Origin of the sequence: Parvibaculum sp. (assembly GCF_019635935.1) — a bacterium.
GTDB lineage: Bacteria > Pseudomonadota > Alphaproteobacteria > Parvibaculales > Parvibaculaceae > Parvibaculum.
The window spans coordinates 2,721,467-2,747,798 of sequence record NZ_JAHBYN010000001.1 but is presented as its reverse complement, the minus strand read 5'-3'; the positions used below and the strand labels follow the sequence as shown (position 1 = coordinate 2,747,798).

Here is a 26,332-nt window from a genome sequence, read left to right as displayed (position 1 = left end):
CGTCGGGCCGCGTCGCCCGCGCCTATTCGGCGACCGCGACCGGCGTTCCGATGCCGTCGGCGGCGCCTTGTGCGCTTGTCGTCCGTGTACGGAGGTTAAACTCGGCGAAGTTCGGCCGCCGCACGCGCCACCAGTATTTGAAAGTGTAGTTGGCCCAGTTGTTGGTCACCTTGCCCGACGCCGTCTTGTACCAGCTCGTGCAGCCGCTCGCGAAAACCGAGTTCGCATTGTCGACCTGCACGCCCTCGTTTGAAGCGCGCTGCACTTCCGGCTTCACGTCGAGATAGAGCAGGTCGTCATTGCGCAGCTTCCTGACGCATTGGGTAATGTAGTTCGCCTGGCACTCGATCATGAAGATGATCGAGTTGTGACCGAGATTGGTGTTCGGCCCGTAGAGCATGAAGAAATTCGGGAAACCCGCCACCGTCATGCCGTGATGCGCTTCGGCGCCGGTTTTCCATGCATCCTTCAGGTCGCGGCCAGCAAGGCCCTTCATCGTCATCGGCCCGAGGAAATGCGTCGTGTCGAAGCCGGTGCTGTAGATCACGGTGTCGAAGTCGCGCGTGCGGCCGTCCTTCGTGCGGATGCCCGACGGCAGGATTTCGTCGATGCCTTCGGTGACGACATCGACATGATCCATGCCCATTGTCGGCCACCAGTCATTGGCAAACAACACGCGCTTGCAGCCCGGCTCGTAGTCCGGTGTCAGCTTTTTCTTCTTTTCGGGATCGGAGAGATAGAGGTTCATCTCGTCGATGCCCATCTGCTTCAGCTTGTCCCCGGACGTATGGAACGAGCGGAACAGCAGCTCGCCGAACCAGTAGATCTTCCAGCGCTGAATTTTCATCGTCCAGGGCAGCGCGCGATAGAGCGCCTTTTCCCAACCGTAGAACTCGCGCTGCGGGCGCGGCAGAACCCAGCTTGCCGAGCGCTGGAAGATCGTGACGCTGCCCGCTTCCTTGGCGATCTCGGGCACGAACTGGATGGCGGACGCGCCATTGCCGATCACAGCGACGCGCTTTCCCTTCAAATCGACATCGTGGTTCCACTGCGCCGAATGCCAGGCGTCGCCGGCGAAACTGTCGCGACCCTTGATGTCGGGCCAGACCGGGCGGTGCAACTGTCCGGTGCCTGCCGCCACGACATTTGCGGTGAAGCTTCGGTCGCCGGATTTCAGCGTCCACATGCCCGTCTGTTCGTCGAAACGCGCATCGTCGATTTCGGTGTTGAAGCGGATATGGCCGCGCAGCCCGTATTTGTCGACGACGGATTCGAGGTAGTCCTTGATGTCGGCGGCGAAGACATATTTTTTCGTCCAGGTCGGCCGCATGTCGAAGGAATATTGGTACATGTGCAGCGGCACGTCGCAGGAACAACCCGGATAGGTGTTGTCGCGCCATGTGCCGCCGATCTCGGATGCCTTTTCGTAGATCGTGAAATCGGTGAAGCCCGCCTGCTTCAGTTTGATCGCCGTGCAGATGCCCGCGACGCCCGCGCCGAGAATGGCGACGCTGGGGCCGGCGGATGCTTTCGCCTGAGCCAAGGCCATGTTTCCCTCCCTGCCGGTTCGGCGGCGGCTCTCCCAAACCTCCGCTATCCGGCGCCTCGATGTCATTATGGGGCAAGCCTAGCGGGTTTTGACGGCGCACGGAACCGCCCGAAGGAAGGGCGACAAAGCATTGGCGCACGGCGGCCCGCCCTCGCTATAAGGATCGCCGACATTGCCGCAAGGGAACCGCCATCCATGACAACAGAAGTTTCACCCGCCACCACCGACCTTTCCGACGCGCATGGCGCGCTTGTGCAGCATGCGGCGCCGGTCTTTCGCGACTATGGCGGACGGACGGCGTTTTCCGGGCCGGTCACGACGCTCCGTGTGCGCGACGACAATGCGCTGGTGCGGGCGGCCGTCGAGGGCAAGGGCGAGGGCCGCGTGCTGGTGGTCGACAATGACGGGCGGATGGAATGCGCGTTGTTCGGCGGCAATCTCGGCAAGCTCGCGGAGGAAAACGGCTGGGCCGGCGTCGTCGTTCACGGCTGCGTGCGCGATACGATGGAACTGAAGGCCTGCGCCATCGGCGTCAAGGCGCTGGCCGCGCATCCGAAGCGCAGCGCGCGCGAGGGAAAGGGCGAGAAGGACGTGGAGGTACGTTTCGCGGGCCTGACGATCCGGCCCGGCCATTGGCTTTACGCCGATGACGACGGTATCATCCTTACCGAAACAAAATTGACCTGATGCCGGTCCGCGGACGGAACATCTCCATCCGCCGCCGCACCGGGCGACATTCCCTGGGGGGCACCACATGTCGGACGCCGCAACCGCCGTCGAAATTCACGGCACCTGCGCCAAAGGCTTCGAGGCGGTGCGCGATACGTTTGCTGCGCATTTTTCCGGCGCCGGCGAAGTCGGCGCGTCGGTCGCCATTGTGCGCGATGGCCAAGTGGTGGTCGACCTATGGGGCGGCTCGGCCGACCGGGCGCGCACACGGCCCTGGACGCGTGATACGCTCGCCAATGTCTGGTCGACAACCAAGGGCATGGGGTCGCTTGTCTGCGGCATGCTGGTCGAGCGCGGCCTCATCGCCTATTCGGACAAGGTGTCGAAGCACTGGCCGGAATTTGCGGCGGAGGGCAAAGGCGACATCACCATCGGCCAGATGCTGTCGCACCAGGCCGGACTTTGCGGTCCGACGACGCCGACGACCGTCGAGGAAATGTGCAACCACGCGCTGATGGCTGAGCGTCTTGCGGCGCAGGCGCCGATCTGGGCGCCGGGTTCGCGGTCGGGCTATCACGCGCTCACCGTCGGCATTCTCGCGGGCGAGCTTGTCGCGCGCGTCACCGGCAAGAGCATCGGCACATGGTTTCGCGAGAATGTGGCGGAGCCGCACAAGGTCGATTTTCACATCGGCCTGCCGGCCTCGGAGGACTTCCGCGTCGCCGAGATGATCCCGTCGGCGGTTTCGAGCCTGCCGCCGCCCGAAACGCTCAATGTTTCGCAGGTCGCGGCGCTCGGCAATCCGGCGCCCGATGCACGCGTTCCCAACGAACGCTTCTGGCGCGGCGCCGAATTGTCGTCCGCCAACGGACAAGGCACGGCCGCGGCCATCGCGCGCGTCTATGGCGCGCTGGCCGGCGACGGGCGGATTGAGGGCAAGGTGCTGGTGAAACCGGAAACGATCCGCGCCATGACGGACCTGCAGATCGAGGGGCCGGACGAGGTGCTGGGCATGCCGGCGCGTTGGGGGGCGGGCTTCATTCTCAATGTCGGCGGGCTTTACGGACCCAACGACGAAGCCTTCGGCCATTCAGGATGGGGCGGTTCGTTCGGGCTTGCCGATCCGAAGACCGGCCTCGGCATTGCCTATGTGATGAACCAGATGGGGCCGGATCTCGCGGGCGACGCACGCGCCAATGCGCTGATCGCGGCGACCTACGCTTCGCTTTGAGGCGACGTCAGACGATGACCAGTTCGACCAGCTTCCAGAGACCGAGCGCCGAAATCGAAACCGAAGCGACCAGACCGGCGCCGACGATCACGAAATCGGACGTACGCGGCGCTTCGGCATCGTCCGCACGCGGCGCAACCGGCCTTGCCTGCGACCGGTCATAGCCGGTCAGATCGTCTCCATCCCAAACCTGGGTCATCCTGCCCGTACTCCCTTTCTGGGCCGACCGGGACACCACCCGGACAGACGGCGGGAATTGAAGTGAATCGAATCATGGCTTGCCGATTCGCGCAAACGAAAATCACACATAAGCCATGCGCCGGCGTCGTCGCCGCATGGTCCATGCTCGCCGCAAGTCCTTGCTAAAAGATGAATCGGGCTCAGGCGTTCTCGACCAGATCGAGCACGTAGCGCGGCAGCGCGAATGCCGCATGATGCACCGCAGGCGTGTAATAACGTGTGGAAATCCGTGCTTCTTCGAATCGTGCCTGAAGTTCGCTCACACGCAGGGATGCGAGGCTCTCGTCGTCGGTGCCCCAGCCCATCGCCATCGGTCCGCCGACATAGGTCGGGATTGTGGCCATGTAGCAGGTGGCGACGCGGAAGAGACGCCGGAATTTTCCGATGGTGCTTGCGAGCTCCGCCCCTTGCATGAAGGGCACGCCGTTTTGCGTGACGATGACGCCGCCCGGCGCGAGGCGCGCCTTTGCCGCGCGGTAGAATTCCTCGCGGAACAGCACTTCGCCGGGGCCGATGGGATCGGTCGAATCGACGATGACGACATCGTAGCTCTCGCCCGTCTCCTCGACGAATTTCGCGCCGTCGGCGAAGACGAGATCGAGACGCGGATCGTCGAAGGCGCCGGCCGAGACTTGCGGCAGATGCAGTTTGGCGAATTCGGTCACGGCCGGGTCGATCTCGACCATGGTGATTTTCTCGACAGCCTTGTGGCGCGCAACCTCGCGCAGGATGCCGCCGTCGCCGCCGCCGATAATCAGCACGCGGCGCACCTTGCCATGCGCGAGAATCGGCACATGGGTCATCATCTCATGATAGATGAACTCGTCGCGTTCCGTCACCTGCGTGATGCCATCCAGCGCCATCATGCGGCCGAACAGCCGGTTTTCGAAGATCACCAGATGCTGTTCGGCGGTGTCTTCCTCGTAGAGCACCTTGTCGGCGCGGAAGGCGCAGGTGAAGCCTTCCCCCTCATAAAGGGTTTCGGTCACCCAACGCCCATCCGGCTTTCCGTTCATCAGACCATATCCTTGCCGCGCAGGTGTTCGCCGACGCGGATGTCCGACGGCGCGAAGGCTTCGCGCAGCACTTCGATCGCGTTGTGCGGTTCGGCCTCGCCGCACATGAAGACGTCGAGAGCCGCATAATTGGCCTCGGGCCAGCTATGAATCGAGATATGGCTCTCCGACAGCACCGCCACGCCCGACACGCCGCCATTGGGCGTGAAGTGATGGAGATGGATGTGCAGCAGCGTCGCCTTCGACACTTCGACGCAACGCCGCAGCGTCGCCTCGATATGGGCCAGATCGTCGAGCCGGCTCGCGCCGACCAGGTCGATGATCAGATGCGTGCCGGCAAAACGCTCGCCGTCGCGCTCGATGAAGAAGTCGGTGCGTTCGTCGCTCGACGTGAGGGGCGATGCCTTCACTTCTTTCGACTGCGCAATCGGGAACTCGAGTACTTCCGCCTGGGTGTTGCTTGAAACTTCGTTCAAGTCGATCCCCAATTGGAAGAGGGCATTGGTTTCGGACATTGTGCCTCTCTCCAACCAGTAGATGGACCGGCACCGGAGACGGACATGCGCGCCGCTCCGGGACCACTGATTTGTCTGTGAACTGAATATGCGGAAGCCCGAAGGCTCACGCGCGAAATGGCTGCCGATTGCGGGGCGATATCTCGCCCGACATGCACATCCGTTGTTTGCCTTGAAAGGCGCTTCGCGGCGTGCGGCTCGGCTTGATCCGGGGCGTCAGCCCCTCGGACTAGAACCGGACATATGCAATCTCCCTCGAAACCCGGCGGAGGTACCTGAACGATGCCTCGGGTGAGGCATGCCGCCGAAATTGTCCAAAGAGACGCGTACGCCGTTACATAACCGGTTCGGCCAGTGGCACGTGCGATTGCGTTCAGGGCGTGTGTAGAGGCCGCATTGCAGCATGTCAATGAAAACCAAGGCTTTCCGCCAAAATTCTGTGGTTTCCATAAACCGGCGCAGGGGAGCGCCGCGCCGCATCGCCTATTTTTTTATTTGCGACTCATTCTCATTTGCATCATTCTCGGCGTCAGCAACCGCATCGCGAACGTCCGAGGATCCGCCCATGAAACCTGCCGAAGCCGCCGCCCCTGCCCGCTCCTTCTCGATCTACGAACCCGACCAGCCGATCGGCGAGCTCGGGTTTGCCGAGCAGTTCGTTGTCTGGTGCCTGCGTGTGCAATGGCGGCTCGCCGAAGACGGCGCCGGCCGCTCGCACTTGGTGCAGCGCGCCTTCGATGCGCTGGAGTTGCCGGGCGGCGCGGCGATGGTGGCCGAACTCGCGGCGGCCTTGATGCGCACCGTGGGGCGGCCGCTGTCGATCCCGTGCCCGCACTGGCGCGTGCTGACAAACGACGAGGCGCGCGTGCTGGATTTTATCGCCGGGCTGCAGCATCACGGCCAGGCCGCGCAAGGGCGTTTCGACGGGAGCTGGCGCGCGGCGCCTTGCGGCGCCTCGCCGGTCTGGGCGCCGGCGCAGCGGCTGGCGCTGGCGCTAACGGCGGCGGGCCTGACGCTCGGCAATGCCGCGCAGCCGGGCGTCGCCTTTCCCGAGGCGATGCCGCGGCTGCTGCACTAGGGCGCGTCAGCCGAAGCTTTTCGCCGTGCCGAGCGCGCCCATGCGCGCGGTGATGGCGAAAAACTCGGCGACGGTTTCCTCGATGATGTCTTTCGCCGATTTGATCGCGGTGATCAGCCCGGCCGTTTCGCCGGCAAGACCGACAGCGGCTTCCATGTCGCCGCCGAAATAAAGATCGAGGATGCGCGCGAAAGTGTCCGGCGGCATCAGGCCTTCCTCGTGGATCGCGGCCGTGCGCTCCGTCTTCAGGGCGCGGATGCAGGGCGTCGATTTCTTGTTGAGAACGTAGGTGCCGGTCTCTTTCGCGTCGACGATTGCCTGCTTGTAATTGATATGGACCGGGCTTTCGGCGCAGCTGACGAAGCGCGTTCCCATCTGCACGCCTTCGGCGCCGAGCGCGAAGGCCGCCGCCATGCCCTTGCCGTCGCAGATGCCGCCCGCGGCGATCATCGGAATGTCGGACTTCGCGCGGATCGCCTGCAGGAGCACCAGCGTGCCGACCTCTTCCGGGTTCTTGAAGCCGCCGCCTTCGGTGCCCTCAACCACGAGGCCGTCGATACCGGCATCGACGCATTTCATCGCCGCGTCGACCGTCGGCACGGCGTGATAGACGGTGATGCCCGCATCGTGCAGCGGCGCGATGAACTTGGCCGGGCTGCCGGCCGATGTCGTGACGAACTTCACGCCCGCGTCGCAGACGAAACGCAGCATCGCGTCGTCCTTCAGGAACCGAATCGGCAGGTTGACGCCGAAGGGGGCGCCGGTCAGCTCGCGCATTTTCAGGATCTCGGCCTTGCAGGCTTCGGTCTCGCCGGACGAGGTTTCGATGATGCCGAGGCCGCCCGCCTTGCAGACGGCGGAGGCGAGCTGCGAACGGGCGATCCAGCCCATCGGCGCCTGGACGATCGGATATTTCGCGCCCGTATGGGCAAGCACGCGGTTCATGCAGGGCTCCCTGTCGAATGGATATTGGCAATTTCGATGCCGGAAGTAGGCCCCAGCCGATGCCCCGGCGCAAGACGGCCTGTCCATGAAAAAGGGCGGGTTCCGGCGCCCGCCCTTTTCCGATACCCGATGAATGTTGCCCGCGCGCCTTACTTGAAGTGGCCGTAGGCCCGCACCACCGCTTCCGAGAGTTCCTTGTAGGCCCCCTCGACGCCGGTCTTGATCTCGTCGAAGGCGCCCTCGCCCTGACGCGCCAGTTCGGCCGCGCGCTTCGTAAGGCGCTTGCGATCCGCCTTCAGCTGTTTCAGCACGCCGCCATAGCGCTTTTCGGTTGCCTTGAGCGCCTTCTTCGCTTCCTTCTCGGCCTTGTCGACTTCGCGCGACAGCTTGGCGATCTGCTTTTCGAGTTGCTTGCGCAACGCCTCCTTTTCGGGTGTCAGCCCGGACGCCTTCTTCTTTTTCTGGGCGGACTTCTTTCGCGCCGGGGCTTTCTTCGCAGCCGCCTTCCGGGGGGCTGCCTTCCTGGCCGGTCGCGCCGCCGATCTAGGGCCGCCCGCCGCGCCACGCTTTTTAACGTCTTCAGCCATGGTCCAGTGCCTCTTTCCTGAAATTCGGCGATATCGGTCTTTTGCGCTCCGCACGGCCGTCGCCGGATGATCGAGATTGACGCGCCGGCCCCGCCCGATCAAGTGCCGCCGGTCCACAGCCGGGCGCCCGGATATTGGTAATTTTGTAAGACCTTTCGGCCTTAATGCGAGGCAGACGGTGCGGCAGGCGCGGGGGCGCGCCCGGCGGCCGTGGGCGAGGCGGGGACGGTTTATTCATGTACAGCGATTTCGGCGGTGATCTTCGAACGGGCGGCGAAGGACGCACGGTCATGCTCGTTCACGGCATGTGGAGCCGCCCCGGCGCCTGGGACAAATTCCGCGCCTTCTTCGAGGCGCGCGGCTACCGCGTCGTCGTGCCGGCGCTTCGCCACCGCGCCGAACCGGGCGCCGACCCGCATCCCGAGCTCGGCGTCACCAGCATCGCCGACTACGCCGACGACCTCGCCGCCGAAATCCGCAATCTGGGCCACAAGCCCGTTATTGTCGGCCATTCGATGGGCGGCCTTCTCGCGCAGATACTGGCCGCGCGCGGCCTCGTGCATGCGGCCGTCTGTCTCGCCCCGGCGCATTGCGCGGGCTACATGTCGTTCGATCCCGGTCCGCTCTGGATTTTCCGCAACCAGACCCTGTCGCGCCGCTTCTGGGAGCGGCCGCAACTGCCGACATTCGAGACGATGCGCTACGGCATATTGAACGGCTTTCCCGAGGCCGAGCGCGAGGCGATGTATGCGACGCTGGTGCCGGAATCGGGCCGCGCCTTTTTCGAGATTGCCTACTGGTTCTTCGACCGCCGCCGCGCCACCGCGATCAACCCGGCCGACATCTCCTGCCCGCTGCTGATGCTGACCGGCACCAACGACCGTCTGACGCCGGTTCACATCACGAAGCGGGTGGTCGAGGGATATGAAGGCCGTGCAAGGCTCGAAACGCTGCCGGGCCACGCACACTGGCTGCCGGCCGAACCCGGCTGGGAACGCATCGCCGAACGGACGGCGGCCTTCTTCGAAATCGAGGCCCCGGCGCTTGTGCGCCAGATACCCGTCACCGCGCCGGCGCCGGCGGGCGGGCTCGTTCCGGCGCGCTAATTCACGCGTCGAGCTTCAATTCGCTCTTCGTCCGCTTTTGCGCCCAGTGACCCGAAAAGTTCCGGAACTTTTCCGGACGGTCGGTCAGGCGCGCCGTTTCGAGCCAGAGCCGCTTCAGATGCCGCTTGCGGTTGCGTTCCGGCCAGTCCTCGTAAGCCGTTCGTGCATGCAGCACGTGGTAGTTGTTGACGAACTGCATGTCGCCGGGCTCGAGATCCATATAGACGTTGAAATCGCGATCGGCGCACATCGCATCGACGAGATCGAAGGCTTCGCGCGCCTTGGGGCTCAGGCGCGGTGCGGCGGCGTGGCGCTGGCTCGATTCGATATAGGGGCGGATGTAGCGCACGAAGAGGCGGCCTCCATGTTCGGTGAAGACCGGCATGAAATAGAAAGGCTCGCCGCCTTTCGGTTCCTCACCGCGGTAATCGTAGGGCTGCGGCGTGTAGAGAATTTCGGCAAGGTCGGGCCGCGCGCGCACAAGCTCGTTGTGGATCGCCAGCGCGTTCGCCACCGTCGAGATGCCGCCCGACTTCGCCTTGCGCAAACACATCAGGCCGACGAGGTCGGAGCCGTCCGAATGATAGGGGAAGGCGACGCCGCCGATTTCGTTGCCGCGCGAGGTCGGATCGGCGCCCGACTTGCCCTGATCGGTCACGTCGCCCAGGAGATGCCCGTGCCTGTTTTGCGGCCAGGGCTTGCCGAGATGCATGCCGATGCCCCAATAGATCAGCGAGGCGTCGTCGTCGGAATAGCGCTCGACCGGAAGTCCGCGAATGAGCGCGAAGCCGCGGCCGTCGATCAGGTCCGCTTCGACTTCGGCGAGACGGGCGCCGAGTTCCGGCAGCGGAAAATCCGCCGCCGTCACGTCGAGCAGATCGCCTGTGCGCGATTTGGCATGTGCGAGCGCCGCTTCCAGCTCGGCAACGTCGTCCGGCGACAGATGCAGCGTCCATTGGCTTTCGTCGGCGACATCGCCGGCGCGCCATTCGCCAGCAGGTTCCAGAACCCGAATGGCCATGCGTGCCTCCCCTATTCCGCCGCAGCGCGGGCGGGCGCCGGCTGGTGGCCGCGCACCAGCTTGCCCGGCAGCGCGCCTGTCGGCTTGCCATCGCGATAGATCACCTCGCCGCTGACGATCGTTGCAACATAGCCCTCGGCTTCCTGCATCAGCCGGCGCGCGCCCGACGGCAGGTCGTAGACCATGCTTGGCGGCTTCAGCCGCAGGCGCTCGAAGTCGATCACGTTGACATCGGCCTTCATGCCGGGCGCGATCAGCCCGCGATCGAGAAGGCCGATGGCTTCCGCCGTGTCGCGGGTCTGGCTGCGGACGACGAAGGGCAGATCGAGCCTTTCGCCGCGCGAGCGGTCGCGGCACCAATGGGTCAGCATATAGGTCGGCACACTGACATCGCAGATGACGCCGACATGCGCGCCGCCGTCCGAGAGGCCGAACAGCGTGTTCGGATTGCGGATCATGGTCAGCGCATTGTCGAGATTGAACTCGTAGTAGTTGTGCAGCGGGAAGAAGAGGAAGTTGCGGCCGCCGTTCGCCGTCAGCATGTCGTAGACGATGGCGTCGGGGTTTTCGCCGGTGCGCCTGGCGCGGGCGCCGATGCTGTCTTCGGGCGAAGGCTCGTAGTTCGGCGGATCGCCGAGTTCGAACATCTTGTGATAGGCGCCCGCCAGCGAATTGAGGAACGGGTGGCCGGGCTCGAGATCCTCGGCCAGCAATTTTTCGCGGAAGGCCGGGTCGCGCATGATCGCGACGCGTTCTTCAAGCGGCTTGTCCGCAATCGCGCGGTAGCTCGGCCGCGTCAGGAAGGGATGCACCGAGCCCTGAAGCCCCAGCATCAGGCCGACCGGACGGCCCTGCACCTGCGCCTTGATCGGCAGGCCGCGTCCCGCCGCGCCGTCGAGCCGCTTCAGCAGCTCGCGCCACTGGTCGGGCACCACATCGGCCTGCACCAGCGAAAAGCTCAAGGGACGGCCCGACACTTCGACCAGTTTCTCGACCAGCGAGAATTCGTGATCGACATCGCGGAAGTCCGACACCCATTGCAGCACGCCGGCGCCTGCGTCCTTCAGGCCTTCGGCAATCGCGATCATTTCCTTGTCGGCGGCGCCGATGGTCGGCGTCAGGTCGCCGTCCGAGGTGCGATGCGCGACCGTGCGCGAGGTCGAAAAGCCGATGGCGCCGGCCTTGATCGCGTCACGGACGATTTCGCGCATCTCGGCGATTTCGGCGTCGGTTGCCGGTTCGCGCTTCGCGCCGCGCTCGCCCATCACATAGACGCGCACTGCGCCATGCGGCACCTGCATCACGAGGTCGATGTCATGCGGCAGCGTTTCGACCGCGGCCATGTAGTCGGCGAAGCTTTCCCATTTCCAGGAGAGGCCTTCGTGGAGCGCGGCGCCCGGAATGTCCTCGACGCCTTCCATCAGGCGGATCAGCCGGTCGTGATCTGTCTTCTTCACCGGCGCGAAGCCGACGCCGCAATTTCCCATGACGACGGTGGTGGAGCCGTGGATCGAGGACGGCGTCATGCGGCTGTCCCAGGTCACCTGACCGTCGTAATGGGTGTGGATGTCGACCCAGCCCGGCGTGACCAGCAGGCCCTTCGCGTCGATTTCCTCGCGGCCCTTCGTGGCGACCTTTCCGATCTCGACGATGACGCCCTTGTCGATCGCGACATCGGCCTCATAAGCCGCGCCGCCCGAACCGTCGATGATCGTGCCGCCGCGGATAACGAGATCCACCTCACCCATAATTCCCTCCGAATGCCTTTTATTTCTGTTGGTGGCATTCTAGCGCGGCGGGACGGCATTTCGAAATCGAAAGGGAAACCGCCCGGAAACGCAAAGGAAACGGGCCGCTCAATCGGCCGAACGGTTGATCGCGGCCTCCTGCGCCAGCCGCGTGTTGCGCCGCTCGATCAGCCCGCGCAGACGCGCCTGACGCGCCGCTGTCAGCGGATAGGTCCAGGTGAGCCAGAGCGCGGCAAGGAAGAAGAGCGACGGGATCACCGCATAGGAGAAGGTGAGCCACCACATCTCATCCGGCCCGTTGACCACGCCGGGCGCGGGGTTGAAGCCGAAAAAGGCCACCACGTTGAGCGAAATGCCGGTGCCGAAGGCCGTGGCGAGTTTGGTGGTCATGCCCGAGATGGCGAAGAAGGTGCCGGCGCGCTTGCCCTTGGAGCGCGCGGTGTCGACATCGACCACGTCGGCGAGCATCGCCAGCGGCAGGAACTGCAAGCCGCCGAAGCAGAGCCCCTTGGCGACGAACATCACCGTGAAAATCTGCGTCTGGCCGGGCTCGAGGAAGAAGGCGATGGTCGAAAGCGCGGCCGCCGCCGTCATGCAGACCGCGAAGGCCTTGTGCTTGCCCATCTGGCGGCCGAGCCAGAGCCAGCCCGGAATGGCGAGCAGGCCGGCGCCGAAATAATAGAGGTAGAGCATGCCGACACCGGTGACGCCGATATAGTCGCGCATGAAGAAGAGCGAGAGCGCGTTGCGGAAGGCCTCGCCGCCGGTGACGATCAAGACGATGGCGAGCACGCGCACCATCGGACCGTTCTTGCCGACATGGCGCAGGCCTTCCAGCAGCGGCACCTGGCGCGCGACCTTCACATGCGCGGGCTCGGCGACGCGCCAGCAGACCAGCACCACAAGCAGCGGCATCAGAATGATGATCGCCCAACCCATCGCTTCCAGCACCGGCTTCGGCCGCGCCGGACCGTCGATGAAGAGCGGCAACAGCGCCGGAATGAGCGCAGCCAGCATCAGCCCCACCAGCACATAGAATTCGCGCGAGGCGGTGATGCGCGACCGCTCGTGATAGTCGGGCGACATTTCGGCGCCCCAGGCGAAATAGGGGATGTAGACCAGCGTCGAGCCGATGAACATGACGGCGAGCCATGCCAGCAAATAGACGCTGCCGACCGAGGTGAAACCAAAGAGATACGGCATGAAGAGGAAGAGCACGCCGACGACAAGGATCGGCAGGCCGAGCAGCATGAAGGGCTTGCGGCGGCCGATGCGCGTGTGCGTATGGTCGGAGAGATAGCCGATCATCGGATCGGTGACGACGTCGGTGAGGCGCGCCAGCATGATCATCGTGCCGACGGCGGCCAGCGACACGCCAAGCTCGCCGGCATAGAAAGGCGGCAGCCACACCGCCACCGGATAGCCGAACATCGCGATCGGCAGGCCGATCGAACCGTGAATATAGATCGAGGATCGCGACAGCGGCGCGGTCATTCAATTTCCCCCTCGCGGCTTTCCTTCGCGAAGGCGCCGCCTTGTTTGTCTGTGTCAATTCCGATGCGGTGAGTATAGGGACGGCGGCCGCTCTCCCAAGCGAAATCGGCCGCGGCGGCCGGGTCTAGAAACGGAACGTCAGCTTGTTAATCTCATCGAGTTCTTCCGCCGTCATTTCCCATGCGCCGGCCTCCACGTTCTGTTCGACCTGTTCGGGCTTCGTCGCGCCGGCGATGACGCTCGCGACATGGGGCTGCGAGGCGAGCCAGCCGATGGCGGCGTCGAGCGTCGACTTGCCGCGCGCCTCGGCAAACGCCGTCACCTTCTCCACAATGTCGAAATTGGCGTCGGTCAGGAGGTTCTTGCCCATGGCGGCGGCGACCGTCAGGCGGCCGTCTTCCGGGCCGTTGCCGCCGCGGCGGTATTTGCCGGTCAGCATGCCGCTTGCCAGCGGAAAATAAGGGAGGATGCCCGCGCCATATTTCTTCGCCGCCGGCACCAGCTCGAATTCGATCTTGCGGTCGAGCAGATTGTAGTGGTTCTGCGCGCTGATAAAGGGCGCGAGACCCGCTTCCTTCGCGATGTAATGCGCCTCGACAAGCTGCCAGCCGGCGAAGTTCGAACAGCCGATGTAACGCACCTTGCCGGCGCGGACCAGATCGTCCAGCGCCGAAATCGTTTCCTCGATCGGCGTATCGGGATCGGGGAAATGCATCTGGTAGAGATCGATATAATCCGTGTTCAGACGTTTGAGGCTCGCTTCCACCGCCTGCACGATATAGCGGCGCGAACCGCCCTTCATGTATTCACCGTCGTCCATCGCGAGGCTGAACTTCGTCGCCAGCACGATCTCCTTGCGCCGCGCGCCCAACGCATGGCCGAGCATCCGCTCCGAGCCGCCCTTGTTGCCATAAACATCGGCCGTGTCGAACAGCGTGATGCCGAGATCGAGCGCCTTGCCGACAACGCTGTCGGTTGCGGCCTGATCGATCTTCATGCCGAAATTGTTGCAGCCGAGACCGACAACCGAAACCTTCAGACCCGAATTTCCAAGCGTTTTGAAACGCATGACATTCTCCCTCCGCATTTTGCTTTTGACGTCACGATAGGTCGTCTGGCAGCCAAGCGACGTAACGTTTGCGTGAGACCGGCGAAGTGGCTAGACTCCCGGCCTAGGGTGAACACCCTAACAACGACGAGGGCCAGACGCCACGCAAGTGCGCGTCGAAAAGAGCCCCTTCCGGGAGGACCGACATGAAATTCACCTGGTTCAATCTGATGCCCTGGCCCTATCTGCCGGACGATTTCCGGGAGAAGCATCGCTCGGTCTGGGTCGACATCGACTCGCGCCTGTTCGATCCGGCAAAGAGCCATGAGGTCTACAATTCCTACATGGACATGCTCGAATATGCGGGCACGCTGGGCTTCGACGGCATCGGCGTCAACGAGCATCACCAGAACGGCTACGGCATCATGCCCTCGCCCAACATCATTGCGGCGGGCCTTGCGCGGCGCACGTCGGATGTCGGCCTTGTGGTGCTCGGCAATTCGATCGCGCTCTACAATCCGCCGGTGCGCGTCGCCGAAGAATTCGCGATGCTCGACTGCATTTCGGGCGGGCGTCTCGTTGCCGGGTTCCCGGTCGGCACGTCGATGGACACCAATTACTGCTACGGGCAGATACCGGCGCTGACGCGCGAAAAATATCAGGAAGCGCACGACCTGATCCGCCGCGCCTGGTCGGACCCCGATCCCTTCGCCTGGAACGGGCGCTACAACAAGCTCCGCCACGTCAACATCTGGCCGCGGCCGATTCAGGATCCGCCGCCGATCCATATTCCGGGCGGCGGTTCGGTCGAGACCTATGATTTCTGCATCGACAACACCTATTCCTATTCCTACCTCTCTTTCTCCGGCTATATCCGCGCCAAGGCGCTGATGCAGGGCTATTGGGACCGCGTCGCAGAGCGCAACGCGCCCGACGAGAGCCCCTACCGCGCGGGCTTTGCGCAGACAATCTGCGTGGCCGACACCGACGAGGAAGCCGAGCGGCTTTATTCGGAGCATGTCAGCTACTTTTACAATCGCTGCCTGCATGTCTATGGCGGCTTTGCCGATGCGCCGGGCTACCGGACCATCAAGACGATCCAGACCGGTGCGCTGTCGCAATATGCGCCGCCCATCGACGGCTATTCCTCGCTCACCTGGAAAGACCTGACCGAGCAGGGCCATGTGATCGCGGGCAGCCCCGAGACCGTGCGCCAGCGCATGGAGGAACTCATCAAGGGCCTCAACGTCGGCAACATCTTCTGCCTCATGCATGTCGGCAACATGCCGATGGACAAATGCATGCATTCGACAAGGCTCTTTGCTGAAAAAGTGATGCCGCATCTGCGCGGCATGTTCCCCGACTACAAGGACGACAACCGCTTCTGGTGCAAGCCGCTGGCAAAGCAGGTGAAGCCGGGCAGCCTGCCGGCCGAAAAGGAAGTGGCCGCGATGGTGGGAGGGAAGGACTGATGGAAACGAAAACGATCGACACCCACCACGTCCCCGTCCGCTACTTCGAAGGCGGAAAAGGAGAGCCTCTCGTCTTCCTGCATGGCGCCGGCGGCGTCACGGCGGAAGACCCGCTGCTGGCGAAGCTCGCGGAAAAATATCATGTCTATGCGCCGCTGCTGCCGGGCTATGGCGACTCGGAAGAATGCGGCGAGTTGCGCGAGATGCTCGACATCACGCTCCACACTTGGGACGTGGTGGCGGCGCTCGGCCTGAAGAATCCGATCCTTGCCGGTCATTCGATGGGCGGCATGATCGCCGCCGAAATGGCCGCCATCGCGCCCAACGACGTCAGCCGCCTCGGCCTTATCTGTCCGGCCGGTCTCTGGCTCGACGAGCATCCGATCCCCGACATTTTCGCGATGCTGCCCTACGAGCTTCCGGCGGTGCTCTTCCACGATGTCGAAGCCGGCACCGCGCTGATGACGGCGGGCGTCGCGCTCGACGATCCGGAATGGCTGAAGGGCTTTCTCGTGCAGAATGCGCGGCAGATGGGCATGGCGGGCAAGATCCTCTTCCCCGTGCCGGATCGCGGTCTTTCGCAGCGCCTCTACCGCATCAAGGCGAAGACGCTGCTGATCTGGGGCGACAGCGACAAGCTGATCCCGCCGGCTTACGCCCATGCCTGGAAAAAAGCGATCAAGGGCGCCGAGCTTGTCTCGATCCCGGAAGCCGGACACCTGATGACACTCGAAAAGCCGGATCACATCGTCAAGGCATTGGCGAAGCTCGGCTGACACACGAAATCGGCGTCAAAAACAAAAAACAGACGCGGATAGGAGCGAAGGGCCATTCCCGAAAGGGCGTGGCCCTTCTGCTTTGCATCTACCCCTCGCCCATCTTCTGGTCCGGGCGGCGGTCGGCCAGCATCTTCTTGACGATGGGTCCGAGTTTCGCCGGGTCGAAGCGGGCATCCTGTTCGACGGTGGGCCCGCGATGCCAGCCTTCATAAACGCAGAGGCGGCCGCGCATCGATTCAAACACCTGCCCGGTCACGTCGCGCGCCTCGGCCGACCCCAGCCAGACGACGATGGGCGCGACATTCGAGGGATCGCGCGGGTTCCATTCGCCGGGCTTCAATTCCTCCGGCGGCCCGAGGTCTTCGGTCAGCCGCGTCAGCGCGCCGGGCGAGATCGCGTTGACCGTCACGCCGTAGCGGATCAGTTCCTTGGCGGCGATCAGCGACATCGAGGCGATGCCGGCTTTCGCTGCACCGTAATTGGTCTGCCCCGGATTGCAGAAAAGGCCCGACACCGAGGTCGTGTTGATGATGCGCGCGTCGTTCGTCTCGCCGGCCTTCGCCCGCTCGCGCCAATAGCCGACGGCGTGGCGCATCGGGCAGAAGGTGCCGCGCAAATGCACCTTGATGACCGCATCCCATTCGTCGATCGTCATGTTGAAAATCATGCGGTCGCGCAGGATGCCGGCATTGTTGACCAGCACGTCGAGCGTGCCATAGGTCGAGATCGCCTGGTCGATCATGCGTTTGGCGCCTTCCCAGTCGGAGACGTCGTCGCCGTTGGCCACCGCCTCGCCGCCCATCGCCCTGATTTCGTTGGCGACATCTTCGGCGGGGCCCGCCGAGCGGCCTTCGCCGTCGCGCGCGCCGCCGAGATCGTTGACCACCACCTTGGCGCCCTGGCGCGCATATTCGAGGCAGTATTCGCGGCCCAGCCCGCGCGCGCCGCCGGTGACGATCACCACGCGGCCTTCGCAAATGCCCGCCATCTTCTCCTCCCCTGCTTCGTTTTCAGATTTTCTTGTCGCCCTGCCAATAGGCGTCGCGGATCGTGCGGCGCAAAACCTTGCCGCTCGGCATACGCGGTAGTTCGGCCATGAAATCGACCGAGCGCGGGCGCTGATAGCCGGGCAGGTTCGCCGCCGCGAAGTCGAGCAGCTCGCGTGCCATCGCCGCGTCGGGCTTGTAGCCCTCGTTCAACTCGATGACGAGTTTCACCTCCTCACCCCATTCCTCGTTGGGCACGCCGACGGCCGCCGCGTCGGCCACTGCCGGATGTTTCAAAATCTCCTGGTCGATTTCGGCCGGATAGATGTTGACGCCGCCCGAGATGATGACCTCGGCGCTGCGGCCGGTGAGGAACAGGAACCCGTCCTCGTCGATGTAACCCATGTCGCCCATGGTGTAGAAATCGCCGCGATAGGCGCCGTCGGTCTTTTCGGGCGCCTTGAAATACTCGAAGCGGCCGGTTTCCGGCGCCTTGAAATAGATCGTGCCGACATCGCGCGGCTTCACCGGCTTGCCGTCCTCGTCATGCACTTCGACGACGACGCCGGGCAACGGCTTGCCGACCGTACCCTTCTTCACCGGCCATTCATGGCTGTCGACGAAAATGCCGCCGCCTTCGGTCGCCGCGTAGTACTCGAAGACCACCGGGCCGAACCATGCGATCGAACCTTCCTTCACATGCGCGGGGCAAGGGGCGGCGCCATGCAAGATCCAGCGCAAGGAGGATATGTCGTATTTCGCCTTCGTCGTTTCCGGCAGTTGCAGCATCCGGTGCAGCATGGTCGGCACGACATGCGTATGCGTGATCCTGTATTCGGCGACGAGGCGCAGCGTTTCCTCGGCGTCCCATTTGTCCATCAGTACGCAGCCGACGCCGGCATTGAGCGGGAAACTCATGTTCAAGGCCAGCGGCGCCGCGTGATAGAGCGGGCCGGTGACAAGCGCCAGATCGCCCTCGCGGAAGGCCGCCGTCTCGGTCAGCTTGACCAGCAGCGGCGAGAGGGGCGCGGCCTGACGGCGATAGACGCCTTTGGGGTGGCCGGTCGTTCCGGAAGTGTACATCATCTGTGTACCGAGCACCGGATCGGCGAGGTCGCTCCCGTCTTCGGCTTCCAGCGCCGCGTCATAGGACGCAAAGCCCGGCAGCGGGCCGCCGACGGCAAGCTTCGCGACGAGCCCCTTCGCCGCAGCCGCCGCTTCGGCGGCGGACGCCGGGAAGCGCGCATCGGCGATGAAGGCCTTTGCCTCGCAATTGTCGACGATGTAGCCGACTTCGGAACCTTTGAGATGCCAGTTCACCGGCGTCAGGCGGAAGCCGCCGCGCGCGCAGGCCGCCACCGTCTCGACGAATTCCGGCCGGTTCGAACAAAGCAGCGCCACCGCGTCGCCGGCATTGAGCCCCGCACGCCTGAGCGCGCGCACCAGCTTGTTGGCGCGCGCATTCAATTCGCCATAGGTCCGGTTGCCGGCCTCGGAAATAATCGCCGGCCGGTCCGGCGCCTGGCCTGCGTGCCACGCCACCACCATGCCCGCCGCCGCCGCATCCTCGCGACTCCACGCGGGCGCTGTTTCCGCAACAGCCATGAAACTTCCTCCCTGCCGGCGTCTTTGCGCCGCAACTTTGTTTTGGTTGCCTTTCGTAGTATTGGACAGGTGGGGGCTCCCCGGCGTCAAGCCACTTCGCGGAGTTCGTATCCGCATTCGTCCAGAGGCAATGACCGATGACCGTGTTTCCTGCCGTCCGACGCCTGCTGGCCGCGGCGGCAATCGGCCTCGTCACCCTTTCCGCGCCTGCGGCGGCCGAAGCGGCGGACCCGGCCGTCGACAAGGCTTTCATCACCTTCCAGGTCGAGAACGACCTTTTCGCCGGCTTCTCGAATACCGATCGCCACTACACCAACGGCGTGCAGGCGGCCTGGCTGTCGCGGCCGCGCAACGACCTGCCGAAATGGCTGGCCGATTTTTCCTCGCCGCCTTTCTATTCGCTGTTCTTTCCGACCGGCAATTTCGACCGGAAGAGCCACCGCGTCGGCATCGCGCTCGGTCACGCCATCTTCACGCCCGACGATACGGCCGCCGTCGCCTACCTGCCCAACGAGCGCCCCTATGCGGCGTGGCTTCATATGACCTTCGCACTCCAGAGCGTGCGCTCAAGCACGATCACGGGCGAGGCCTGGCAGGACAACTGGAAGCTCGATTTGGGCGTCGTCGGCCCCAAGGCGCAAGGCGAATGGGTGCAGAACGAATGGCACAGCGTCATCGGCGCCGACAAGGCCAATGGCTGGCACAACCAGATCCGCGACGAGATTGGCTTCAATCTCAGCTTCGAGCGCGCCTGGCGCAGCCCGACGCTGGGCGGCGAACGCCTGTTCGGCATGGAAACCGATTTCATTCCCTACACGATCGTCTCGCTCGGCACGGTGCAGACCTATGGCGGCATCGGCGGCACCTTCCGCATCGGCCCGGCGCTGCCGGACGATTTCGGCCCGACCCGCATCTATCCGGGCGTCGGCGGCTCGGAATGGTTCCGTCCGGCGGGTCCGGGCTGCAACTGCTATCTCTTTGCCGGAATCGAAGGCCGCGGCATCGCGCGCGACATCTTCCTCGACGGCAACACGTTCCGCGACAGCGTCAGCATCGACAAGGAACATTTCGTCTATGACGCCAAGCTCGGCGCGGTCGCCATCGTCGGGCCGGCCCGCTTCAGCATTACCCATGTCTTCCGCAGCAAGGAATACAAGGGCCAGCCAAAACCGGACCAGTTCGGTTCGCTGACGGTGACCTTCGCCTATTGAGGGCACTTGCCTTCCTCCGCCCGCGCCGCATGATGGGTGCAATCCAGAATCGCCGGGGACCGCCACATGGAACTGCCGCTGATTTCCGCCGACAACATGTTCGGCCTGATGTTTGCGTTTCTCGGGCTCGCCGCTTTCGGCTTCTGGTCGGAGCGCACGCGGCTCGGGCAATGGCTTTCGGGCGTGGTGTTGACGATCCTGGCCGGCACACTGCTCGCCAATCTGCGTGTCGTGCCTTTCGCCTCGCCGTTTCACGACATGGTCTGGACCTATGCGGTCAGCCTTGCCATTCCGCTGCTGCTTTTCCATGCCGATATCCGCAAGCTCATCAGCGAGGCCGGCATGATGATCGCAGCCTTCGCCGTCGCGGTCGCGGGCACGGTGGCGGGTGTGCTGGCGGGCTTTTATCTCATCGATCTCGGGCCCGACGCCAACCGCATCGCGGCGACGCTCGGCGCAAGCTGGATCGGCGGCTCGATGAATTTCGCCGCCGTCGCCCAGGCGCTCGGCCTCAATGAAAACGGCGCGTTGATCGCCACCATGGCGGCGACCGATGCCGTCGTCATGGTCGTCTTCATGGCTGCCATCCTGACGATGGCGGGCTCGCGGGCGCTCTTGCGTTTCATCCCGTCGAAGATCATCGAAGCGGGCGACGACGGCGTCGCGCACAAGGAAGAGGCGAAACCGCCGCTCGACATGGGCGCGCTGGCAACGCTGCTTTTCCTCGCCGCGGCCTGCGCCTTCGGCGGCAGGCTCATCGGCGAGATGCTCGGGATGCCCGGCTATTCGGTTCTGTTCATCACGCTGATCGCGCTCGCGCTCGCCAATCTCTTCCCGGCCTATCTCGCGAAACTTCGGGGCGGTTTCGATCTCGGCATGTTCTTCATGTATGTGTTTTTCGGCGTCATCGGCGCCGGCGCCGATGTCGTGCTGATGGTGCAGACGGCGATGCCGATCTTCTTCTTCGTCCTCGTCATGGCGACGGTGCATCTCGCGGTCGTGCTGGCGGGCGCGAAGATTTTCCGCATCGACCTTGCCGAGGCGCTGATCGCCTCCAACGCGGTGGCCGTCGGTCCGGCGACGGCGGCGGCGATGGCGGCAAGCCAGCGCTGGCGGCTGCTGGTGACGCCGGGCGTGCTGCTCGGCGTCTTCGGCTATGCGATCGCCAATTTCATCGGTGTGGGGCTCGCCGGATTTCTCGGGTGAAGATCGGTTTGCCCGCGCTTCCCGATCCCGATAGAACAGGCTCAAAGCCATTCCATCGAGGAGCGCCCCCATGTCCGAGCCCGTCATCCTGGTCGAGAAATCCGGCGGCATCGCCACCGTCACGCTGAACCGCCCCACCGCCATGAACGCGCTGTCGCGCGATCTGCGCCGCGCCATCGCCGAGACCTTCGAGGAACTCGAGGCCGACGAAAACATCCGCGTCGCGATCCTGACCGGCGCCGGCAAGGCCTTCTGCGCCGGGCTCGACCTCAAGGAACTGGGCGGCGACGCCAGCGCCGTCGGCGGAAATTCAGGCGGCGTCAACTCGACCATCGGCGACAAGGACCCGGTCACGTCGATCGGCCGTTTCTCGGGCCCCGTCATCGGCGCGATCAACGGCGTCGCCATCACCGGCGGTTTCGAACTCGCCATTGCCTGCGACGTACTGATCTGTTCGGAAAATGCGCGCTTCGCCGACACCCATGCCCGCGTCGGCATCCTGCCCGGCTGGGGCCTCAGCCAGAAGCTCAGCCGCGCCATCGGCATCTACCGCGCCAAGGAATTGTCGCTGACCGGCAATTTCCTCAGCGCGCAGCAGGCCTGCGACTGGGGCCTCGTCAACCGCGTCGTGCCGGCCGAGGAATTGCTGCCGACGGCCCGCAAGCTCGCCGAAGACATGCTCTCGGTCGTGCCGCAATGCCTGCCGGCCTACAAGAAACTGATCGATGACGGTTTCGCGCAGGATTTCGGCACCGCGCTCAAGACCGAGCGGCAGTTCTCCAACGCCGCCAACAAATCCGTCGCGCCCGAGGAAATCGCCGCGCGGCGCGAGGGGATACAGAACCGGGGGAAGCAGCAGACGTCGTGAGCGGTCAGACCTCGTAGAAATCGTAGAAGAGGCCGACCGGCGCCAGCGCGCATCGCGGGCAAGGGAAAGGTGTCTTCGGTATGGGTTGACTGTTGTTTAGGCGCTTGAGGTAATTTTGCATTTGACTTTGCCTTGGCAATGATGTATGTGTGTCCTAAGGACACACATACATCATTGCCATACCCATTTCTTCAAAAAATTTCTATTGACTTTAGGCAAGGTGTGGAGTACATGCGTCCTAAGGACGCATGTACTCCACACCTTCGGATAAAATATGGCCATCCTTCAACACAGCGTGGTGAAAGACACCCTCACTCGCGCTGGCCACTACCTCGCAAATGCAATCGAACAAGCAGAGCAGCCCGTATATACGCCCTACGAGTTTTTCTATCTCATCTTGAAAATGTATAGAGAGCCAAAAGACGAGAAGCTTTACTTACGTGCCAAGACACCCACCGCAGAAGACTACGTACGTCACAGAACAAATCTTAAAAATGCCGGCGTGATAGGAGCGGATCGTGATTACGGCTCCAAGATAATACGAGCGCTCGCAGTGCCGGATCGACCTGCAGATGAAATTGTCTGCTTAGCAGATCGTCTCTGTTACATTTCCCATATATCCGCCATGCAACGTTGGGGCATAACAAACCGCCGCCCCGATGCGCTTTTTCTAACAAGACCAGACCGCAATATCGCAAGGCAGAAACTGCAAGAAATTATGGCTGCCGACGCCTCCAAAGGCGTCGTCAATCCTTATCCTCTTAAAAATATTCTGCACCCAAAACGCGTTCGCCGTCGTCCGCTTCATGTATTAGAAACCAAAACACTTGGGAAAAATATTCGAGCCCGGGGAAGTGCGGCTCGCCTCGCCACCATCGGTCAAACATTCTTGGATACAATTCAAAACCCAGTGCTGTGTGGTGGGATGAGTCACGTACTTGATGTGTGGGAAGAACATGCAAAATACTATCTGGATGAGATTATCGAGTCCGTCGACCACATAGAAAGCTCCATCGTCAAAAGCCGTGCCGGATACATTCTTGAAGAACGGCTCCTAATAAAAGCCGATCGTCGTATCGACGCATGGAAAGCTTTCGTGCAACGCGGCGGCAGTAGAAAGCTCGACCCCACAAAGGACTTCGCTCCTACTTACTCCGAAAAATGGATGATCTCACTGAATGCCTGACACGGCGACGAAAATAGATCTTGCTTCATGGGTCGAGGGCGCGAGGGCAGACCCAATAGCCTACCGCCAGAGACAGGCGACGGAAGTTACGCTAAATGCCATTGCAATGTCTGCTCATTTACAAGAGGAACTTTATCTAAAAGGCGGGATATTGATGGGGTTGGCGTACGCGAGCCCTCGACAGACTACAGATATTGATCTTACAGCTAGCTTTCTCGCTGAACCGGATGTCGACAATCAGATTTGTGATTTATTGAATGACATATTCCCTCGAGTAACTACAACTCTCGGTTATCCGGACTTGCTGATGAAAGTTCATTCAATTAAGCGTCAGCCTAGAGGAAAATTCGAGACAGCCGATTTTCCTGCTCTCAAATTGAAAATTGCTTATGCAATACGCGGAAGCAAACAGGAAACTGCGCTCAATGAGGGAAAATCCGTTGATGTAGTAGAAGTCGACATTTCCTTTAATGAACCCACCAAAAACATACAGATACTGGAATTAACAGGTGGAGCTGAGATAAGAGCTTATAGTTTGGCCGACTTGATCGGTGAAAAGTATCGAGCCATGTTGCAGCAACCCATACGGCGTCGAAACCGACGCCAGGATGTCTATGATCTCGACCTCCTGATTTCAGGTCGAAACATCAATGAACAGCTTCGAACACAAATTCTCGAAGTCCTGTTTCTGAAATGTTGGTCTAGAAATATTAATCCCACTATCCATTCGCTGTCTGATCCCGAGGTTCAAAGACGAGCGGGCGCCGAATGGGACTCGCTGAAACTCGAAATCGGCGACATTCCGGATTTCGCGGAAGCCTTTGATCGTGTTGCTGCATTTTATCGAAGCCTACCTTGGAATAGCTAGGTTCCACCCCTCCCCCGCGCCCCCCATTTCCGCTATCCTCCCTCCAAACGCCATTCAGAGCATTTCCGGGAGGGAACCCCCATGAGCAGCACGTCTCGCCAGCATGACATCGTGATCCGCGGCGGCACCGTTTATGACGGCACGGGGGCCGCGCCTTTCGCGGCCGACATCGCCATCGACAATGGCGTCATCACGGCGGTCGGCAAGGTTTCCGGCTCGGGCGCCGAGGAGATCGACGCCAAGGGGCAGATCGTCACGCCGGGCTTCATCGACGTTCACACGCATTATGACGGCCAGGTGACCTGGGACCCCTATCTCCAGCCCTCGACCTTTCACGGCGTCACCACCGCCGTCATGGGCAATTGCGGCGTCGGCTTCGCGCCCTGCAAGCCCGAGCAACGCGAATGGCTCTTGGGCCTCATGGAGGGCGTCGAGGATATTCCGGGTACGGCGCTTGCCGAAGGCATCAAGTGGAACTGGGAAAGCTTCGCCGAATATATGGACGCGGTCGCGGCCTCGCCGCTCGCCGTCGATGTCGGCCTGCAAATTCCGCATGCCGCCGTGCGCGCCTATGTGATGGGCGAGCGGGCGCCGGCGCTCGAACCCGCCACCGAGGCCGAAACGGAAGAGATGGCGCGCCTCGTCGTCGAGGCGCTGGAGGCCGGCGCACTCGGCTTTTCGACCTCGCGCACGGTGAAACATAAAGACGTCAAGGGCGGTTCGACGCCGACCTTGAAGGCCGAAGCGCAAGAGCTGCACGGCATCGCCCGCGCGATGGGCAAATCGGGCAAGGGCGTCTTGCAGCTGATCGCCGACTTCAAGGACACCGACGCCGAGTTCGCGATGCTCAGGGGCATGGTCGAGCTTTCGGGGCGGCCGATGTCGATCACCATCGAACAGGACGATCGCTGGCCGGATGTCTGGGCGCGTGTGCTCGACAATATCGCGGCCGCCAATGCCGACGGGCTGCCCATCAAGGGCCAGGTGCCGCCGCGCGCCACCGGGTTGCTGCTCGGCCTCACCGCCTCGCTCAATCCCTTCGTGATGCACCAGACCTTCCGCCATATCTGGGGCGCGCCGCTCGAAACGCAATTGAAGGCGCTGCGCGACCCTGAATTCCGCGCGAAGCTTCTCGCCGAGGAACCAGAATATCCGGCCGGCGAGATCATCGAGATGATCTGCGTGGGCTACCACAAGATGTTCGCGCTGGGCGAGCGGCCCGACTACGAACCGGCGCCCGAGCAGAGCGCGAAAGCGGTCGCCGAGCGCACGGGGAAAAATCCGCGCGAAGTCGTGCTCGACTGGATGCTGGAGCGGGACGGCAAGGCGCTGCTCTATTTCCCGCTGATGAATTACCACTGCGGCAGCCTCGCCGATGTCGAGAAAATGCTGACGCATCCGAACACCGCCTTCGGGTTGTCGGATGGCGGCGCGCATTGCGGCATCATCTGCGATGTCAGCTTCCCGACGACGCTCTTGACGCATTGGGGCCGCGACCGCACGCGGGGCGCCAAGCTGCCGCTCGAATGGCTGGTGCACGGGCTCACCGGCCGCAACGCCGATCTCGTGGGCCTGCATGATCGCGGCATCCTCGCGCCGGGCATGAAGGCCGATGTCAATGTGATCGACTTCGACCGCCTGACGCTTTATTCGCCGCATATCGTCAACGACCTGCCGGCCGGCGGCAAACGCCTGATCCAGAAGACCGACGGCTACACCGCCAGCATCGTTTCGGGCGCCGTCGCCTTCCGCAACGGCGAACCGACCGGCGCGCTCGGCGGCCGGCTCATCCGCGGCGCGCAGACGCGTCCGGCGGGGGCGCGCATCGCGGCCGACTGAGGGGCGGGACACCGCCCTTTCCGGCCTTTTTTGCAGCCCCGCCGCGCTTGCCCTAATTTGGTCAC

24 protein-coding genes are annotated in these 26,332 nt (G+C 63.1%); 12 read left to right on the top strand and 12 right to left on the bottom strand.

The window, feature by feature from the left end; all coding sequences use genetic code 11:
- Window positions 1–22: 22 nt before the first annotated feature.
- Window positions 23–1,549, bottom strand: a complete 1,527-nt coding sequence (locus KF719_RS13510) for an NAD(P)/FAD-dependent oxidoreductase (protein WP_293509228.1) — start codon at window positions 1,547–1,549, stop codon at window positions 23–25.
- 195 nt (window positions 1,550–1,744) lie between these two features.
- Here KF719_RS13510 and rraA point away from each other — a divergent pair, with 195 nt between their 5' ends.
- Together rraA and KF719_RS13500 are read left to right on the top strand one after the other, a co-directional pair.
- A complete protein-coding gene (rraA, locus tag KF719_RS13505) occupies window positions 1,745–2,236 on the top strand; it encodes a ribonuclease E activity regulator RraA (protein WP_293509227.1) in 492 nt (163 codons plus the stop codon).
- Between the two features lie 67 nt (window positions 2,237–2,303).
- The gene (locus KF719_RS13500) at window positions 2,304–3,449 is read left to right on the top strand and encodes a serine hydrolase domain-containing protein (protein ID WP_293509226.1); all 1,146 of its coding nucleotides are present in this window, start codon (window positions 2,304–2,306) and stop codon (window positions 3,447–3,449) included.
- 7 nt (window positions 3,450–3,456) lie between these two features.
- On the opposite strand, the gene KF719_RS13495 is transcribed toward KF719_RS13500, so the two are convergent.
- From KF719_RS13495 to speD, 3 genes are all read right to left on the bottom strand, one after another.
- On the bottom strand, window positions 3,457–3,648 hold the full coding sequence (locus tag KF719_RS13495; protein WP_293509225.1) for a hypothetical protein: 192 nt from the start codon (window positions 3,646–3,648) through the stop codon (window positions 3,457–3,459).
- A 181-nt stretch (window positions 3,649–3,829) separates the two neighbouring features.
- Complete coding sequence (gene speE / locus KF719_RS13490; RefSeq protein WP_293509224.1) at window positions 3,830–4,705, bottom strand: polyamine aminopropyltransferase; 876 nt, start codon at window positions 4,703–4,705, stop codon at window positions 3,830–3,832.
- Window positions 4,705–5,220, bottom strand: coding sequence for an adenosylmethionine decarboxylase (gene speD / locus KF719_RS13485; protein ID WP_293509223.1), 516 nt, complete (start codon window positions 5,218–5,220; stop codon window positions 4,705–4,707). Before speD ends, speE begins: the two co-directional genes overlap by 1 nt.
- Before the next feature lie 565 nt (window positions 5,221–5,785).
- Here speD and KF719_RS13480 point away from each other — a divergent pair.
- Window positions 5,786–6,298, top strand: a complete 513-nt coding sequence (locus KF719_RS13480; protein WP_293509222.1) for a hypothetical protein — start codon at window positions 5,786–5,788, stop codon at window positions 6,296–6,298.
- A gap of 6 nt (window positions 6,299–6,304) precedes the next feature.
- On the opposite strand, the gene KF719_RS13475 is transcribed toward KF719_RS13480, so the two are convergent.
- Window positions 6,305–7,243, bottom strand: a complete 939-nt coding sequence (locus tag KF719_RS13475) for a nitronate monooxygenase (RefSeq protein WP_293509221.1) — start codon at window positions 7,241–7,243, stop codon at window positions 6,305–6,307.
- 149 nt (window positions 7,244–7,392) lie between these two features.
- Window positions 7,393–7,830, bottom strand: coding sequence for a hypothetical protein (locus KF719_RS13470; RefSeq protein WP_293509220.1), 438 nt, complete (start codon window positions 7,828–7,830; stop codon window positions 7,393–7,395).
- A gap of 236 nt (window positions 7,831–8,066) precedes the next feature.
- Between KF719_RS13470 and KF719_RS13465 the strand changes: the two genes are divergently transcribed.
- Window positions 8,067–8,936: an alpha/beta hydrolase gene (locus KF719_RS13465; RefSeq protein ID WP_293509219.1), complete on the top strand. Its 870-nt coding sequence runs from the start codon at window positions 8,067–8,069 to the stop codon at window positions 8,934–8,936.
- A gap of 1 nt (window position 8,937) precedes the next feature.
- On the opposite strand, the gene KF719_RS13460 is transcribed toward KF719_RS13465, so the two are convergent.
- The 4 genes from KF719_RS13460 to KF719_RS13445 form a co-directional block, all read right to left on the bottom strand.
- On the bottom strand, window positions 8,938–9,957 hold the full coding sequence (locus tag KF719_RS13460) for a TauD/TfdA family dioxygenase (protein ID WP_293509218.1): 1,020 nt from the start codon (window positions 9,955–9,957) through the stop codon (window positions 8,938–8,940).
- Window positions 9,958–9,968: 11 nt separating this feature from the next.
- Window positions 9,969–11,705, bottom strand: a complete 1,737-nt coding sequence (locus tag KF719_RS13455) for an amidohydrolase family protein (protein ID WP_293509217.1) — start codon at window positions 11,703–11,705, stop codon at window positions 9,969–9,971.
- 108 nt (window positions 11,706–11,813) lie between these two features.
- Entirely contained in the window at window positions 11,814–13,199 is a 1,386-nt protein-coding gene (locus tag KF719_RS13450) for an MFS transporter (RefSeq protein ID WP_293509216.1), read from the bottom strand.
- A 124-nt stretch (window positions 13,200–13,323) separates the two neighbouring features.
- A complete protein-coding gene (locus KF719_RS13445; RefSeq protein WP_293509215.1) occupies window positions 13,324–14,268 on the bottom strand; it encodes an aldo/keto reductase in 945 nt (314 codons plus the stop codon).
- A gap of 185 nt (window positions 14,269–14,453) precedes the next feature.
- On the opposite strand from KF719_RS13445, the gene KF719_RS13440 reads away from it, so the two are divergent.
- Window positions 14,454–15,719 (top strand): LLM class flavin-dependent oxidoreductase, encoded by a 1,266-nt coding sequence (locus tag KF719_RS13440; RefSeq protein WP_293509214.1) that lies wholly within the window; start codon window positions 14,454–14,456, stop codon window positions 15,717–15,719.
- Window positions 15,719–16,495 (top strand): alpha/beta hydrolase, encoded by a 777-nt coding sequence (locus KF719_RS13435; RefSeq protein WP_293509213.1) that lies wholly within the window; start codon window positions 15,719–15,721, stop codon window positions 16,493–16,495. The genes KF719_RS13440 and KF719_RS13435 overlap by 1 nt, the downstream gene beginning before the upstream one ends.
- Before the next feature lie 88 nt (window positions 16,496–16,583).
- On the opposite strand, the gene KF719_RS13430 is transcribed toward KF719_RS13435, so the two are convergent.
- Window positions 16,584–17,486 (bottom strand): SDR family oxidoreductase, encoded by a 903-nt coding sequence (locus KF719_RS13430; protein WP_293509212.1) that lies wholly within the window; start codon window positions 17,484–17,486, stop codon window positions 16,584–16,586.
- Between the two features lie 22 nt (window positions 17,487–17,508).
- Window positions 17,509–19,089, bottom strand: coding sequence for an AMP-binding protein (locus KF719_RS13425; RefSeq protein WP_293509211.1), 1,581 nt, complete (start codon window positions 19,087–19,089; stop codon window positions 17,509–17,511).
- Window positions 19,090–19,226: 137 nt separating this feature from the next.
- Here KF719_RS13425 and KF719_RS13420 point away from each other — a divergent pair, with 137 nt between their 5' ends.
- The 6 genes from KF719_RS13420 (at window position 19,227) to KF719_RS13395 (ending at window position 26,267) form a co-directional block, all read left to right on the top strand.
- Window positions 19,227–20,300, top strand: a complete 1,074-nt coding sequence (locus KF719_RS13420) for a lipid A deacylase LpxR family protein (protein WP_293509210.1) — start codon at window positions 19,227–19,229, stop codon at window positions 20,298–20,300.
- Window positions 20,301–20,366: 66 nt separating this feature from the next.
- Window positions 20,367–21,506, top strand: coding sequence for a DUF819 family protein (locus KF719_RS13415; protein WP_293509209.1), 1,140 nt, complete (start codon window positions 20,367–20,369; stop codon window positions 21,504–21,506).
- Window positions 21,507–21,576: 70 nt separating this feature from the next.
- Window positions 21,577–22,374, top strand: a complete 798-nt coding sequence (locus tag KF719_RS13410) for an enoyl-CoA hydratase (RefSeq protein ID WP_293509208.1) — start codon at window positions 21,577–21,579, stop codon at window positions 22,372–22,374.
- 274 nt (window positions 22,375–22,648) lie between these two features.
- Window positions 22,649–23,560, top strand: a complete 912-nt coding sequence (locus tag KF719_RS13405; RefSeq protein WP_293509207.1) for a hypothetical protein — start codon at window positions 22,649–22,651, stop codon at window positions 23,558–23,560.
- On the top strand, window positions 23,553–24,428 hold the full coding sequence (locus KF719_RS13400; protein ID WP_293509206.1) for a nucleotidyl transferase AbiEii/AbiGii toxin family protein: 876 nt from the start codon (window positions 23,553–23,555) through the stop codon (window positions 24,426–24,428). Before KF719_RS13405 ends, KF719_RS13400 begins: the two co-directional genes overlap by 8 nt.
- 81 nt (window positions 24,429–24,509) lie before the next feature.
- A complete protein-coding gene (locus KF719_RS13395; RefSeq protein WP_293509205.1) occupies window positions 24,510–26,267 on the top strand; it encodes an amidohydrolase family protein in 1,758 nt (585 codons plus the stop codon).
- Window positions 26,268–26,332: the final 65 nt, after the last annotated feature.